The 14,215-nt window shown below is 45.7% G+C and carries 16 protein-coding genes; 3 read left to right on the top strand and 13 right to left on the bottom strand.

Going from position 1 to position 14,215, the window contains the following annotated elements:
- The first annotated feature begins 5 nt into the window (after window positions 1-5).
- The 3 genes from AKN87_RS02675 to trpB all read left to right on the top strand — a co-directional run bounded on the left by AKN87_RS02675 (window position 6) and on the right by trpB (window position 3,058).
- Complete coding sequence (locus AKN87_RS02675; RefSeq protein ID WP_053102371.1) at window positions 6-1,343, top strand: sensor histidine kinase; 1,338 nt, start codon at window positions 6-8, stop codon at window positions 1,341-1,343.
- Window positions 1,344-1,457: 114 nt separating this feature from the next.
- Window positions 1,458-1,823, top strand: coding sequence for a hypothetical protein (locus AKN87_RS02670; RefSeq protein ID WP_053102370.1), 366 nt, complete (start codon window positions 1,458-1,460; stop codon window positions 1,821-1,823).
- Window positions 1,824-1,852: 29 nt separating this feature from the next.
- A complete protein-coding gene (gene trpB, locus AKN87_RS02665) occupies window positions 1,853-3,058 on the top strand; it encodes a tryptophan synthase subunit beta (RefSeq protein WP_053102369.1) in 1,206 nt (401 codons plus the stop codon).
- 59 nt (window positions 3,059-3,117) lie between these two features.
- Here trpB and AKN87_RS02660 read toward each other — a convergent pair whose 3' ends face one another.
- The 13 genes from AKN87_RS02660 to lepA form a co-directional block, all read right to left on the bottom strand.
- On the bottom strand, window positions 3,118-3,636 hold the full coding sequence (locus tag AKN87_RS02660; protein WP_053102368.1) for a C40 family peptidase: 519 nt from the start codon (window positions 3,634-3,636) through the stop codon (window positions 3,118-3,120).
- Between the two features lie 46 nt (window positions 3,637-3,682).
- Window positions 3,683-4,345, bottom strand: a complete 663-nt coding sequence (locus tag AKN87_RS02655; protein WP_053099535.1) for a C40 family peptidase — start codon at window positions 4,343-4,345, stop codon at window positions 3,683-3,685.
- Window positions 4,346-4,459: 114 nt separating this feature from the next.
- The gene (locus tag AKN87_RS02650) at window positions 4,460-5,239 is read right to left on the bottom strand and encodes an ABC transporter permease (RefSeq protein WP_053099534.1); all 780 of its coding nucleotides are present in this window, start codon (window positions 5,237-5,239) and stop codon (window positions 4,460-4,462) included.
- A complete protein-coding gene (locus AKN87_RS02645; RefSeq protein ID WP_053102367.1) occupies window positions 5,229-6,167 on the bottom strand; it encodes an ABC transporter ATP-binding protein in 939 nt (312 codons plus the stop codon). The genes AKN87_RS02650 and AKN87_RS02645 overlap by 11 nt, the downstream gene beginning before the upstream one ends.
- A 16-nt stretch (window positions 6,168-6,183) precedes the next feature.
- A complete protein-coding gene (locus AKN87_RS02640) occupies window positions 6,184-6,777 on the bottom strand; it encodes a DUF1285 domain-containing protein (protein ID WP_053099532.1) in 594 nt (197 codons plus the stop codon).
- A 2-nt stretch (window positions 6,778-6,779) separates the two neighbouring features.
- Window positions 6,780-7,673 carry a radical SAM protein gene (locus AKN87_RS02635; RefSeq protein WP_053102366.1) on the bottom strand — a complete coding sequence of 298 codons (894 nt, stop codon included), beginning with the start codon at window positions 7,671-7,673 and terminating at the stop codon, window positions 6,780-6,782.
- 14 nt (window positions 7,674-7,687) lie between these two features.
- Complete coding sequence (locus AKN87_RS02630) at window positions 7,688-8,338, bottom strand: TetR/AcrR family transcriptional regulator (protein ID WP_053102365.1); 651 nt, start codon at window positions 8,336-8,338, stop codon at window positions 7,688-7,690.
- A 109-nt stretch (window positions 8,339-8,447) separates the two neighbouring features.
- Entirely contained in the window at window positions 8,448-9,191 is a 744-nt protein-coding gene (gene pdxJ / locus AKN87_RS02625; RefSeq protein WP_053099529.1) for a pyridoxine 5'-phosphate synthase, read from the bottom strand.
- A gap of 10 nt (window positions 9,192-9,201) precedes the next feature.
- Window positions 9,202-9,867: a DNA repair protein RecO gene (recO, locus tag AKN87_RS02620; protein WP_053102364.1), complete on the bottom strand. Its 666-nt coding sequence runs from the start codon at window positions 9,865-9,867 to the stop codon at window positions 9,202-9,204.
- A gap of 3 nt (window positions 9,868-9,870) precedes the next feature.
- Window positions 9,871-10,761, bottom strand: coding sequence for a GTPase Era (gene era / locus AKN87_RS02615; protein ID WP_053099527.1), 891 nt, complete (start codon window positions 10,759-10,761; stop codon window positions 9,871-9,873).
- The gene (rnc, locus tag AKN87_RS02610; RefSeq protein ID WP_053101852.1) at window positions 10,754-11,449 is read right to left on the bottom strand and encodes a ribonuclease III; all 696 of its coding nucleotides are present in this window, start codon (window positions 11,447-11,449) and stop codon (window positions 10,754-10,756) included. Before rnc ends, era begins: the two co-directional genes overlap by 8 nt.
- 74 nt (window positions 11,450-11,523) lie before the next feature.
- Window positions 11,524-12,378 (bottom strand): signal peptidase I, encoded by an 855-nt coding sequence (lepB, locus tag AKN87_RS02605; protein WP_053102363.1) that lies wholly within the window; start codon window positions 12,376-12,378, stop codon window positions 11,524-11,526.
- Window positions 12,378-14,177, bottom strand: a complete 1,800-nt coding sequence (lepA, locus tag AKN87_RS02600; RefSeq protein ID WP_053102362.1) for a translation elongation factor 4 — start codon at window positions 14,175-14,177, stop codon at window positions 12,378-12,380. The genes lepB and lepA overlap by 1 nt, the downstream gene beginning before the upstream one ends.
- Between the last annotated feature and the right edge of the window lie 38 nt (window positions 14,178-14,215).

The following is a 14,215-nucleotide window of genomic DNA, read 5'->3' as shown; positions in this document are numbered from 1 at the left end:
GATTAATGCCAACATTTTTTCACTCGTTGTTTTGGCGCGTCTTTGCCGCTTTGTGGTTGGCATTAATCTTGGTGGTTGGCGCTACCTTTCTCTTGGCGCAGTTCTTTAACCAAGACTATTGGTTGTTAAATCACCACCCTGCACTGCAGCAGTTTCCAGAGCAGTGGCAGCAAGCCGAAGCCAGCAATGATCCGAAAGCTACAGCGCGCTTACTTAAAGAAGTGCGCAAACAGCACAGTATCTATATTCAGGTGTTTGATATTAATGAAGATCATGAGCAACTAGTCAGTCGCTCGCCAGAACTTGCCAAACACCATGATAAACGGCTGGCCCATGGCTCAGGCCCGCGCTGGCGCCGGGTGACCCAAGAGGTACACACTCCAACAGGGCAAGAATTACTCTTTGTCTATCGAATCGCCCAACAAGAATTGCAGCGCTGGCAGCTTAATCATTGGCTAAAAATAAGCAGTTATTTAGCAGTAACTTTATTGTTGCTATTAGTCATTAGCTTGCTTTTAAGTTTATCAATCACTCGCCCCATTCAACGCCTACGTTTAGCCGTGCAAGATTTAGCTAATACTAATTTTAAGCAGCAATCGCTAATGATTTTATCCCAGCGGCAGGATGAGTTAGGCATGTTGGCACGTGACTTTAAACGCATGGGTACGGACTTACAGCACTTACTCGATCGACAGCAACAGTTATTGCGCGATGTTTCCCATGAATTGCGCTCGCCACTGGCCCGCTTAAAATTACTTTTAGCACTTACTGAGCGTAGTACGCCTACACAATTGCCAACTCAAGTACAGCGAATGGAGCTAGAGTGTGATCGTTTGGATCAATTAATTAGCGAAATTTTAGACTTGGCTAGATTGGATGACCACAGTCATAGTTGGCAGTGGTTATCACTAGATGATTTCTTCGAACAATTAATTAGTCCCTATCAAGGCCTCGTATCGGAAAAAACCATCAAGCTACAAGGGCCTAAAGGGTTATCGGTACAGGTGCAAGCTGCTGCCTTTGAGCGAGCATTGGATAACCTGCTGCGTAATGCCTGGCGCTTTGCCCAGCATCAGGTACAAATTAGTTGGCAGTTAGTTGAGCAGCAACTTTGCATCACTATCTGTGATGATGGACCAGGTGTGGCTGAAGAGCATTTAGCTAAGCTAAGTGAGCCCTTTTATCGGGTGGCTGGGCAGAATGCAGCCGAGGGTTACGGTTTGGGGCTTACCATTGTGCAGCGAGTTATAGAGCAGCACCAAGGGCAGCTGTGCTTTAGCAATCTACCCATGGGTTTTCAAGTCAAGGTTAACTTACCATTACGTAGAGTAAGTTGCCTATAATTTGATTATTGACTACCGCTAATTAATGCTTACAGTGTAGTTCTATGTACAGAAAAGCTTACTGAATAATGCGTATACTGAAGCCTTATTTTAGCTCCTTCAGTTAGGAAATTTATGTTCAAACAACTTTCTTGCTCCCACTTACTGTTAGGGGCCTCGTTTATTTTGCTCTCTGCCTGTTCTTCAAGCTCCTCTTCTTCGTTAGTGCGCGGGCATATTATTTTAGGCCATGAAGTCAGTGCTTTTAAGGAATGTAAAGCCAAGGATGATGCATGGTTGTATGGCGATGAAATGCAGCTCAATACCTTGCAAACAGCCTATGACAATCTAACAGTAGAACCCTATCAAGAGGTTTTTGCCGAATTGGAAGGGGTTAAACAACCTGCGGCAGACTGTGAATTATGTCAAGCCTATAGTAGTGGCTTTAAAGTGACTGCGGTAAAAAAAGTTCGCGCTGCCCAAGCCGATGATTGTCAATAACTACACAATACAGTATTAAGGATCTGTCAATGAGTGACTTAGCGTTTGCAGAAATGCCAAACCAAGCAGGTTTCTTTGGTGAGTATGGTGGCCAGTTTGTGCCTGAGCCACTCAAAGAAATCATGAATCAGATTAATCAAGCCTATGAAGAAATCTGCCAATGTGATGAGTTTAAAACAGAGTTGGCCTCGTTATTTGCTGACTATGTTGGCCGCCCTAGTCCGATTTTTCATGCCAAACGCCTCAGTGAGCAATTAGGCGGCGCACAAATTTATCTAAAGCGTGAAGATTTGAACCATACCGGTGCGCATAAAATTAACCACTGTTTAGGTGAAGCCCTCCTTGCCAAATATATGGGTAAAACCAAGGTAATTGCAGAAACCGGTGCCGGTCAACATGGTGTAGCACTGGCTACAGCCTGCGCTTTAGTAGGAATCCCCTGTGAAATTCACATGGGCCAAGTAGACATTGAAAAAGAGCATCCCAACGTAGTTAAAATGCGGATTTTAGGCTGCACTATCGTGCCTGTAACCCGTGGTACTGCAACCTTAAAAGATGCTGTGGATAGTGCCTTTGAAGAATACCTAAAAGATCCCCATAATTTTATTTATGCTATTGGCTCTGTGGTAGGCCCTCATCCTTTCCCAAAAATGGTACGTGACTTCCAAGCAATTATTGGGAAAGAAGCAAAGCAGCAATTTACTCAGCGCTTTAATCAACTGCCAGATTACGTAACTGCGTGTGTCGGTGGCGGCTCTAATGCAATTGGCATGTTTAGTGCATTTTTAGACCATCCTGAAGTGAAACTGGTAGGTGTTGAGCCTGCAGGTAAAGGGCTTGATACCGATCAGCACTCAGCCACTTTAACACTAGGTAAACCTAGTACCTTGCATGGCATGGCGTGTTATGTATTAGAGGATGAACAAGGTCAACCACTGCCAGTACACTCAATTGCTTCGGGTTTAGATTATCCAGGCGTAGGGCCACAGCACAGTTATCTAAAAGATCATGGACGAGTGACGTACGACAGCGTGACAGACCAAGAATGCTTAGATGCCTTTATGCGCTTATCTCGGGTTGAGGGTATTATCCCCGCTCTAGAAAGTGCCCATGCGGTAGCTTGGGCTATACGAACTGCACCAAGTTTGGATCCTGAACAACGGATTTTAGTAAACCTGTCTGGCCGTGGTGATAAGGACGCAGACTATGTGGCCAACTTATTAGGCTTAGCCTAACGCAAAACGCCCCAGTACAAAAAAGCACTGGGGCGGTATAAATAGATGAATTAATTTGTTTAGTTTTTAGCTAGCGGACGATTAGCACCAATATACGCTTTGCTCCAGTAGCTATTATCCATGCGATCTAAACGCACGGTGCCACCAGAAGACGGCGCATGCACAAAACGTCCTTCCCCCACATAAATACCCGCATGACTCACTTTGCCATTGCCGGCAGTAGCAAAGTAAAGTATATCGCCGCTACGCCATTGATTACGCGCCACTTTGGGGGCTGAGCTATAACTGTGCATCTGCGAGGTGGTACGGGGTAATTGCAGCCCAGCGCTTTGATCATATACATAGGCAATCAGGCCACTACAATCAAAGCCCGTTTCGGGGGTGTTGCCGCCCCATAAGTAGGGTGTTCCGATTAAACCAAGCGCATGGAATAAGACATTTTGTGAGTGCCCAGTCTGCGGTTTATAGGTGATTTCAGGTAACGGTTGACTCACGGAGCTACTAGGCGCTTTAGGCTGACTGCTGCAGCCTGCTAATAATAGACTGACTCCCAGCCCCACTAACCATACTCTAGGCATCTATCGTTACCCCTATTAATGATCAATCGCTGCCAGTAACAGCTGATTACTTGTTGCTGGCTAAGTTAATCGCAGTCTCAGCAAAACCTTCTTCAAGCACACGTTTGCCGCGCATAAAGCTGGCGCTCCAATAACTATTACTTAAGCTATCTACCCGTACCCCGCCGGTACGCTTATTGCTAGATGCGTGTAAAAACTTATTTTCCCCCATGTAAATGCCTACATGGCTGACTTGTCCGCGCCCACGCTTATTAAACAAAATTAAATCGCCTGGAATTAAATCAGCACGGGCAATTACCGGGGCATCCATACGGTACAAATCAGCTGTAGTTCGTGGCAGCTCAATACCGGCTTGCTTGCGATAAACATAGCCAATAAAACCACTGCAATCAAATCCGGTTTTTAAGTTATTGCCGCCCCAAACATAGGGCGTGCCCAATAACTTTAAGCCGCCTTCTAAAATAGAGTCGGCTAAACTTGGCAGCTGATATTCATTGTTGTCGAGTAATAGGTCACTGGTGGTTTGTTCAATATCGTCCAGTAAGCTGTGAATGGCTTCGGCTTTAGCATGCTGCTTGGCGCTAACGTGTTTGGCCGACACTGGATGCGCACGCAACTCGGTCTGTTCATTAAAAGAAGCACAGGCTGAGAGTAAAGTAGCTAACCCTAAAGGCGTCACCAAGCGCAAAAAAGATTTGATAGAGTCCATAGCATCAATCTGCGGGAAAAGAATAAGGGCGTATTTTGCACGCCCCTATTTTAACTTGCAAACTTTTTACCCAATTGTGTGACTTTATGCTTAGTGAGTTTATCTAAGTCACGTTTACTGACGCATGCCGCGGCCTGATTTTAGCAGGCGAATACACCATACATACAATAAAGCAGTGGTCACTAGCATCAGGCTGATAGCGGTCCAGATATTAATATCTGAAACTCCTAAAATGCCGTATCTAAAGGAGTTAACCATGTGCAAAATTGGATTAGCCAGCGACAGCTTTTGCCAAAATGGCGAGAGCAAGTCAATCGAGTAAAACACCCCACCTAAATAGGTTAAAGGGGTTAGAACAAACGAGGGAATAATTGAAATATCATCAAAGTTGCGGGCAAACACCGCGTTAACAAAGCCACCTAAGGCAAATACCGTCGCGGTAAAGAAAATCACAACGATGGTTATCCATAGGTTAGTGATCGTGAGTTTGGTAAAAAATAGTGACAGTAAGGTCACAATCACCGCTACCAGCAGGCCACGCATCACACCGCCTAAAACAAAGCCGATCAATACCGTATGCGGAGACACCGGTGAGACTAAAATCTCTTCGATCGAGCGCTGAAACTTAGCACTAAAAAAACTCGATACCACGTTACTGTACGAGTTAGTAATCACTGACATCATAATCAAACCGGGCACAATATATTGCATATAGCTAAAGCCGCGCATATCGCCGATTTGACTGCCAATTAAATTACCGAAAATAACAAAATACAGCACCATGGTAATAGCCGGAGGTAATAACGTTTGCGGCCAAATTCGAAGAAAACGGCGTGCTTCGCGGTAAACAATAGTTTTTAAGGCAATCCAGTTAGATGCGAACTCAGTTTGCATGTTTTTTCTCCTCTAAATGCTTATCAACTAAGGACACAAACAGCTCTTCTAAGCGATTGCTTTTGTTGCGTAAGCTCATCACCTCGATATTTTTTTCGGCCAATTGGGTAAACAAACCAGTAATGCCCATAATTTTATCGACCTGCACTTCTAAGGTTTGGGCATCGGTTAATTGGCAGGGATAACCCTGTAGTTCTGGGGCTTTAGTTTGCGCCTGGGCTAAATCTAAAATAAAAGTTTCTACCCGTAACTGATCAAGCAACTTGCGCATACTGGTATTTTGAACAATTTCGCCCTGATCAATAATGGCTATATTGCGGCACAGTTGCTCAGCTTCTTCTAGATAGTGAGTAGTTAAAATAATCGTCGTGCCCTGTTGATTCAGCTCGGTCAGATATTCCCACATCGAGCGACGCAATTCGATATCTACCCCTGCTGTTGGCTCATCAAGAATCAGCAAGCGTGGCTCATGCATCAGCGCGCGAGCGATCATTAACCGGCGTTTCATGCCGCCAGAGAGCATGCGTGAGGCGGTATCACGTTTATCCCATAGGCCTAACTGCTTAAGTAAGGCTTCGGCACGTGCTACCGCTGTTTTACGGGCAATACCGTAGTAGCCTGCTTGAGTAACTAAAATACTAAAGGCTGTTTCAAACTGGTTGAAGTTAAACTCTTGAGGCACTAGACCTAGGCAGCGCTTAACTGCCGAAGGGTCAGTGGCTAGGTCGTGACCAAACACCTTGACCCGACCACTACTGGGATTCACTAAGGTCGAAAGAATGCCGATAGTGGTGGATTTTCCTGCCCCATTGGGACCTAGCAGGGCAAAGAAATCGCCCTCTTGCACGGTAAGGTCAATACCTTTTAGGGCAACATGGCCGTTGCCATACACCTTTTTTAGGTTTTCGATAACTAATGCTTCTGACATAAACTGCACGCTTTACCTAGAGATTAAAATTGGCTGAAGGGTCAGCCGGCATCAGCGGAAAAAATTGGCCGCTACTCCATACACCCCATTGCTCTGAGTCCTGAGCTGCGTTGGAGTCAGCTGGCTCAGCAAGTTCAGCTAACTGGTAATAATGATTGCGATGTAAACGCGCTAACAATTGGCGCTGCACATACACTGCCGGCAAAAGATCACCTTCCGCATTAGGCGCAAATATTAGTGGTTGTGCTTGGCTGAGGGTAACGCTAAGCCCGTGGTTTAAGGTTAAAACCAGTAGCTGCTGCTGGGTTATTGGGTCTTGCTTCACTTCTAGCTCTTGTGTAATGAAGGGTAAGTCATCCACTTGAATTTGAAATTTTTCTACTGGCGTTACTAAATAATAATGCTGACCTTCCTTGCGCAAAATATCGCTAAAGATCTTGACTAAAGCCTCCCGCCGAATTGGCTCTCCCTGGTAAAACCATTGGCCACGGTGATCAATCCGCATGGCTAAAGGGCCACAGTCAGCGGGTTGCCATTGGTTAATCGCAGGCGCTTCGGTCTGTTGCTCTAATTGCTCGGCGAGTTGTTGCAAGCTCAGCGTATTGGCCATGATTAGAGTCCTCGTTGCCACTCTTGACGTAAGTGTGCCTGTTCTGGATGGGCAATCGCTTGACGCACTTGGTGTAATAAGCGCGCTTGATCTTTTCCAAGCACCCCTTTTAGCACCAAATAGTTGGAGGCGTGGTCGCTACGAAATACGGTTTGCTGTAAATTGAGCGTGCTTAAAAATAACTCAAGCTCTTGAAAAAGTTGCACCTGGGTTAAGGGTTGAAAGTCGGGATATTCACTGCGAAAGCGCTGTTCGCCTAAAGGAAAGCTAACCACCAGCGTGGATACATACTCTGGCTGGGTAGCATTCATTAGCTGCGCCGAGTGAGTAGCGTGTTGCTCTGATAAGCGTTGCCCACCGAGTCCATTTAAAATCATTACTGAGCGGGTAATCCCTGCAGCGCCGAGTTTATTTAAGGCACTTTCAGAGCTAGCAAAGGTTTCGCCTTTATTGACTAAACGTAGTACTTCATCGTCTCCAGATTCGCAGCCAACATAGGCCATGGTTAGGCCCAGCTCAGCTAGTTCTGTGAGCTCTGCCACGGACTTGTTTTTCAAATTACTCGGCAAGCAGTAACTGCTGACCCGTTCCACCTCAGGCATATATTGGCGAATAGCTTCTAAGATCGTTACTAAGCGCCGGGTTGAAAGCGCCATGGCATCGCCATCGGCTAAAAAGATTCGTCGTACTTGGTACTGCTCACTGGTGCGCTTAATTTCTTCAATGACTTGCGCTTCATCTCGTACACGAAATTTTTTTTGCGGCGCAGTGTACATTTCACAGAAAGTGCACTTATTCCATGAACAACCATTGGTTACCGGCAGAATTAACGAATTGGCCTCACTCGGTGGACGAAACACCGGCTCAATGTACTCAATAGGAAACAACTGGCTCATGTTCACCTCTGATCTTAAGATTCTTCTGTTTCAAGCTTGGAGTCGTGTTCACGCTTACGCTTGTTACCCATGCGCACCCCAATATCCATTAAGAATTGGAAAAAACCGTCTTGGTCCTCCAGAACATTACTCCAGAATGGCGAATGATAAAGTGCTACTGCGCCGTGGACTAAGGCCCAGGCCGCGCAATAGTGATAATACGGGGGCACATCTTCGAGCTTGCCCTCATTAATCCGATCTTTAATTAAATCGGTTAAGCGCTCAAAGTTTGAGGCACGGATAGCATGCAGTTCGGCTACCAATTCAGGCACTTGCTGACCTTTGACGACCTTTTCTTCCAGCCGATCAAACAGCTGATAGCGCTGTGGGTCACGCATGCGAAAACCAAAATAAGCTCGCGACAAAGCTTCTTTATCACGGGCAACACTTTCAGACTGAAATAAGGCGTTAAGATCGCGCTCATAGTCGAGCATTAGGCGCAAATAAATCTCAGCTTTTGACTTAAAGTGCTTATAGATAGTGCCCTTACCTATCCCAACGGTATTAGCAATTAACTCCACGGTGACGCTATCTTCACCATGGGCTAAAAATAAACTCAGCGCTGTATCTAAAATTTCTTGTTCACGGCGTTTAAATTCGCGAACTTTACGCGGTACTGTTTGCATAATAAGACCACCAAGTCAGTTTCAGATAAGCCTAGTATGCCTATTTAGAGTCGGTATTAAAACTATAACTCTATAACTGGTCACTAAAAGACTTGGTGGCCCTAGTGACTTAAGCTTGAGCTGCAGCAGTGATCAACTGTTTCATTTCACTCACAGCTTGAGCAAAGCCTACAAATAGCGCATGAGCAACAATGGCATGGCCAATATTTAGCTCATTAATGCCAGGGATCGCGGCAATGGCCTCTACGTTGTGATAATTCAGGCCGTGCCCCGCATTAATGATCAATCCCTGTGCTTGCGCTGCTTTAACCGCTGCTTGAATACGCTTAAGTTCTGCAGTTTGTGTAGCCACACAGTTTGCTTCAGAGTAACGGCCAGTATGCAGCTCAATAGTGGTGGCGCCTACACGTGCAGCGGCTTGAATTTGCTCGGCTTCTGGATCAATAAAAATTGAAACGATTGAGCCAGCATTAGTTAGGCGTTCTACCGCCTGCTGCACTCGCTGCTCTTGGGCTAAGATATCTAAGCCGCCTTCAGTGGTTAGCTCTTCACGGGTTTCTGGTACTAAGCAAACGTGCGCGGGTTTAACTTGCTCTACCATTTGCAGCATTTCTTCGGTGATCCCCATTTCAAAGTTCATTGGGGTTTGCATTACTGCTTTTAGCAGTTTTACGTCACGATCCTGAATATGTCGACGATCTTCACGCAGGTGGATGGTGATGCCATCGGCTCCGGCTTGCTCGGCATCAAGCGCGGCTTTAACTGGATCAGGGTAGCTGGTGCCGCGGGCTTGGCGAACAGTGGCAATATGGTCAATGTTTACACCCAGTAAAATACGCTGCTTAAGATTCATAATCTGTTCCTCATAATGGTCGAGTAAAAAACTCGCGACTAATAATAGGCTGACCTTTTAAGTGAAAGGCTAAGGTCTGGCGCATTAAACGCTTGGCCACGCGCAAGGTGTGTTGTTTCTCCCAGTCAGCCTCGGATAAGCATAAAATATCAGCTCCGAGATAATGCTGCTGGTGAGGATAGCTTGCACAAAAGCCCACATCGGGTTGTAGTTGATAATACTGTTCAGCTTGTAACGGTTGCTGGTCACTGTCTTCAGTTAATGAGTAGCCATAACCTAGTTGCACAATTAACTGCCACTCAAATTGCCGTAATATCGGCTCAATGGGCTGCTGTTCACGTAGCGCGAAAAGAGCCACCTGATAAAGCTCAAACAAGACTGGGTAAGCGTCGTGCTCGGGTAATAAGCGAGTTAATAGTTCATTAAGGTAAAAGCCGCAAAATAATCGCTCGCCGATAAGTGGTGGCGTAAACTCAAGGCTATCAAACTGAGTTAGGGTTTTTAATTCGCTGCGCCCTGCCCACTCAATGGCATATAAGCTAAATAGCTGCACTTTATGCCCTTTGCTGCGCCTTGCCCCACGCAATACTACCCGTTGTCGTCCTTGCTCGGTAAACACATCGAGCAAGGCGCTGGTTTCTTTGTAAGGCCGTGAGTGCAACACATAGGCATGCATGGGTTAGTCGAGGTAACCCAGCGAGCGTAGCGCGCGCTCATCGTCCGACCAACCACCTTTGACTTTAACCCATAAATTCAGCATGACTTTACTGTCAAATAGGACCTCCATATCCTTTCGCGCTTCTTGGCCGATGCGCTTAATCCGCTCACCTTTCTCACCAATCAGGATTTTCTTTTGTCCATCCCGCTCCACTAAAATCAGCGCATGGATATGTAAAATACGTCCTTCATACTTAAAGTCTTCCACCTCAACGGTTGCTTGATAAGGCAGTTCAGCCCCCAGCTGACGGGTGATTTTTTCGCGGACTAATTCAGCCGCAAGGTAACGACTGGAGCGATCAGTAATTTGCTCTTCTGCATAATAAAAAGGACTCACTGGCAAAGACTGATTAACCAACTGCTCTAAACGCTCCAGGTTTTGATTATGCAACGCCGAAATTGGCACAATCTCGGCATTGGGCATTTTTTCTGACAGCCACTGCAAGTGCTCAAGTAATTGTGTTTTATCTTCTAAGCGATCAGCTTTGTTAACCGCCACAATTAATGGGCAACTAAGGTGTTTGATGCGATTAAACACCAGTTCGTCTTCTTCGGTCCAGCGCATCCGGTCCACCACAAACAGCGCCACATCAACATCACGTAGCGCTTGCTGGGCTACGCGGTTCATGTAGTTGTTCAGGGCAGTCACCGTGTTTTGGTGAATGCCGGGGGTATCTACGTAAATTGCTTGTACGTTACCTTCGGTTTTAATGCCAAGCATGTTTTGCCGAGTGGTTTGCGGCTTGCGCGAGGTAATGGCTAATTTTTGCCCTAAAATATGATTGACCAGCGTAGATTTTCCTACGTTTGGACGCCCCACCACGGCGACATAACCACAGCGTAACTCACTCATGCTTTGCCCCTTTCTCAAGATTTAACGCAGTTAATGCAGCTTCTGCTGCCATTTGCTCTGCAATTCGGCGACTAGCACCCTGACCATAGGTTTTTTCAGTTAAGAGACTTACGCTACACTCTACATCAAATACACGACAATGCGGCTCGCCTTGAATATTAATCACTTCATAATTAGGCAGTTCACAGCCTCTAGACTGTAAAAGTTCTTGCAGTCTAGTTTTAGGGTCTTTATTGGTATCAACTAACGTTAAAGTTTCAAAGTGCGGCTCTAACCAAAACAAAATGCGCTCACCAGCGGCTGTCATACCACGATCTAAATAAATCGCTCCAATAATGGCTTCCATTGCATCGGCAAGAATAGATTCACGACGAAACCCACCACTTTTTAGCTCGCCAGAACCCAGCAATAAATGATCGCCTAGGTGTAAGCCCTTAGCCAGAATAGCTAAGGTTTCGCCTTTAACTAAGCGAGAGCGTAGACGTGATAACTGTCCTTCGCGCGCTTCAGGAAAGCGCTTAAATAAGGCTTCACCTGCAATAAAGTTTAAAACTGCATCGCCTAAGAATTCGAGGCGTTCATTGTTTTTTCCCGCATAACTGCGGTGAGTTAGCGCAATTTTGAGTAGCGCAGCATCATTAAACTCGTAGCCAAGTTTAGTTTGTAGCTTTTGTAGGGAGTTGCTCACTAGAAATACACACGTATTGTTAAATAAAACGGAAGGAGGTGCTCGCTACTGTAGCCTGCAGCAGCGAGCCACAATTATTGAATAAAACCGGCGCGTTCAAAACTCGGTAAATGGCTAAATTTTGGCGTTTTCCAAGTCATCCAAATGGCTGAGGCTTTGCCCACAATATAATGATCTGGCACCATACCTTGTAACTCAGGGCTAATATGGGGATCATCCCAATAACGGCTATCTTTTGAGCGGTCACGGTTATCGCCAAGCATAAAATAGTGCCCTTCAGGCACTGTCCACTCACGACTTGGCTCAATTCGGTAGTGATCCATTTCTTTGCGAATCTGGTGCTCTGCTTGCCCTAAGGATTCAGCGTAAATTTTAGCACTACCTAAACTGCCAGGCTCTGAGCCAATGAGTTGCTCAGCTACTGATTGGCCATTAATTACCAAGCGCTTGCTTGAGGTGTATTCGATGTGATCACCTGGCACCCCAACTACCCGCTTAATGTAATTAATTCGTGGATCTTCTGGGTACTTAAACACCATAACATCGCCACGCTGCGGATCACCGACCGGAATCAGCTTTTTATCAATCACTGGTAAGCGAATTCCGTAGGAGAATTTATTCACTAAAATAAAGTCCCCTACTTGTAAAGTGGGAATCATCGAGCCTGAGGGAATTTGAAACGGCTCAAATAAAAATGAGCGCAATACAAAAACAAATGCCAGCACTGGAAATAATGAGCGCCCAAACTCAAGTACAGCGGGTTGCTTAGTCAACTGCTCTAAGGTTTCTGGCGCAATTGTCGCTACCGACTGCCGATAACGCTCAACTGCTTGCTCTCGGCGCTTGGCAAAGTAGAACTTATCAACTAATGCCAATGCTCCAGTAATAATAACCGCAAGGGTTAAGAGCAAGGGAAAATCAATGTGCATTAATCATCCACTCTTAGCACAGCTAAGAATGCCTCTTGTGGAATTTCTACGTTACCTACTTGCTTCATGCGTTTTTTACCTGCTTTTTGTTTTTCTAACAGTTTACGCTTACGGCTAACGTCCCCACCATAACATTTGGCCAGTACGTTCTTACGTAGTGCTTTAACTGTGGTACGGGCAATCACTTGTCCACCTAAAGCCGCTTGAATGGCCACATCAAACATTTGCCGCGGAATTAAGTCTTTCATTTTTTCGGCCAGTAGACGGCCACGACTAACAGCAATATCACGGTGCACAATCAGCGCCAATGCATCGACTTTTTCGCCATTAATTAAAATATCTAAGCGCGATAAATTCGCTGCTTGGAAACGATCAAAAGCGTAGTCAAGTGAGGCGTAACCACGGCTCACTGATTTTAGTCGGTCAAAGAAATCAAGCACCACTTCATTCATAGGAAGGTCATAGCAGACTTGCACTTGATTTCCCATAAACTGCATGTCAGTTTGCACCCCACGCTTTTCAACGCAGAGCGTAATCACACTACCAAGGTGCTCTTGAGGAACTAGGATCGTGGCTTTAACGATCGGTTCCCGCATTTCTTGGATGTTGGCAGGATCAGGCATCCGGGAAGGGTTGTCGACATAAATAATGTCGCCATTTTTCATCACGGTTTCAAATACAACCGTTGGTGCAGTAGTAATTAAATCAAGATCGTACTCACGCTCGAGACGCTCTTGAATAATTTCCATGTGCAACATGCCTAAAAAGCCAATCCGGAAACCAAAACCAAGAGCTTCCGAGCTTTCGGGCTCGTATTGTAGCGCGGCATCATTGAGGGTTAAACGCTCTAAAGCATCACGAAAGGCTTCAAAGTCATCGGCACTAACTGGGAATACACCGGCATAAACCTGAGGTTTTACCCGTTGGAATCCGGGCAGCATTTCTACTTCAGGTGTGTTAGATAAGGTTAAGGTATCACCAACTGGTGCGCCTTGAATTTCTTTAATACCCGCAACAATAAAGCCAACCTCACCGGCTTTAAGTTCAGCCGTATTGGTATGTTTAGGATTAAACACCCCAACACTATCAACTTGGTGAACTTTACCCGTCGACTTCACTAAAATTTTATCGCCTTTTTTCACGCGACCGTGTTTGACGCGCACTAAAGAAACGACGCCTAAGTAGTTATCAAACCAAGAGTCGATGATCAAGGCTTGTAGTGGTGCATTAATTTCACCTTCTGGAGCAGGAATAGTTTTGATTAAACGCTCAATAACGTTTTCTACTCCTAGTCCGGTTTTAGCGCTACAGGTCACGGCATCCGTTGCATCAATTCCAATGACGTGCTCAATTTCTTCTTGTACCCGCTCAGGATCAGCCTGGGGTAAATCAATTTTGTTTAACACCGGCATCACTTCAAGGCCTTGCTCAATGGCGGTGTAACAGTTAGCCACTGACTGAGCTTCAACCCCCTGTCCAGCATCGACTACTAATAATGCGCCTTCACAGGCTGCTAATGAGCGACTAACTTCATAGCTAAAGTCAACGTGGCCTGGCGTATCAATAAAGTTTAGCTGATAGGTTTTACCATCTTCTGCGGTATAACCTAAGGTCACACTGTGAGCTTTAATGGTGATTCCACGCTCTTGCTCAAGGTCCATGGAGTCCAACACGCGGTTGGCCATTTCACGTTCACTAAGGCCGCCACAAATCTGAATGAATCGATCTGCCAAGGTAGACTTACCGTGGTCAATATGGGCAATGATTGAAAAATTACGAATATGACTCAAGTCACTCACAGAACTTCACCAAAAATAAGTAGCGCCAACCTGATGCT

The organism is Thiopseudomonas alkaliphila, from assembly GCF_001267175.1.
In the GTDB taxonomy this organism is placed as follows: Bacteria; Pseudomonadota; Gammaproteobacteria; order Pseudomonadales; family Pseudomonadaceae; genus Oblitimonas; species Oblitimonas alkaliphila.
This window is presented reverse-complemented; position numbering and strand designations above follow the sequence as displayed.

What these genes read in the sequence shown, in the direction of transcription:
- AKN87_RS02675 (WP_053102371.1), top strand. Translation starts at nt 6, where the DNA reads ATGCCAACATTTTTTCACTCGTTGTTTTGGCGCGTCTTTGCCGCTTTG.
- trpB (WP_053102369.1), top strand. Translation starts at nt 1,853, where the DNA reads ATGAGTGACTTAGCGTTTGCAGAAATGCCAAACCAAGCAGGTTTCTTT.
- AKN87_RS02650 (WP_053099534.1), bottom strand. Translation starts at nt 5,239, where the DNA reads ATGCAAACTGAGTTCGCATCTAACTGGATTGCCTTAAAAACTATTGTT.
- AKN87_RS02670 (WP_053102370.1), top strand. Translation starts at nt 1,458, where the DNA reads ATGTTCAAACAACTTTCTTGCTCCCACTTACTGTTAGGGGCCTCGTTT.
- recO (WP_053102364.1), bottom strand. Translation starts at nt 9,867, where the DNA reads ATGCATGCCTATGTGTTGCACTCACGGCCTTACAAAGAAACCAGCGCC.
- AKN87_RS02655 (WP_053099535.1), bottom strand. Translation starts at nt 4,345, where the DNA reads ATGGACTCTATCAAATCTTTTTTGCGCTTGGTGACGCCTTTAGGGTTA.
- AKN87_RS02645 (WP_053102367.1), bottom strand. Translation starts at nt 6,167, where the DNA reads ATGTCAGAAGCATTAGTTATCGAAAACCTAAAAAAGGTGTATGGCAAC.
- lepB (WP_053102363.1), bottom strand. Translation starts at nt 12,378, where the DNA reads ATGCACATTGATTTTCCCTTGCTCTTAACCCTTGCGGTTATTATTACT.
- pdxJ (WP_053099529.1), bottom strand. Translation starts at nt 9,191, where the DNA reads ATGAATCTTAAGCAGCGTATTTTACTGGGTGTAAACATTGACCATATT.
- AKN87_RS02630 (WP_053102365.1), bottom strand. Translation starts at nt 8,338, where the DNA reads ATGCAAACAGTACCGCGTAAAGTTCGCGAATTTAAACGCCGTGAACAA.
- AKN87_RS02660 (WP_053102368.1), bottom strand. Translation starts at nt 3,636, where the DNA reads ATGCCTAGAGTATGGTTAGTGGGGCTGGGAGTCAGTCTATTATTAGCA.
- AKN87_RS02640 (WP_053099532.1), bottom strand. Translation starts at nt 6,777, where the DNA reads ATGGCCAATACGCTGAGCTTGCAACAACTCGCCGAGCAATTAGAGCAA.
- era (WP_053099527.1), bottom strand. Translation starts at nt 10,761, where the DNA reads ATGAGTGAGTTACGCTGTGGTTATGTCGCCGTGGTGGGGCGTCCAAAC.
- AKN87_RS02635 (WP_053102366.1), bottom strand. Translation starts at nt 7,673, where the DNA reads ATGAGCCAGTTGTTTCCTATTGAGTACATTGAGCCGGTGTTTCGTCCA.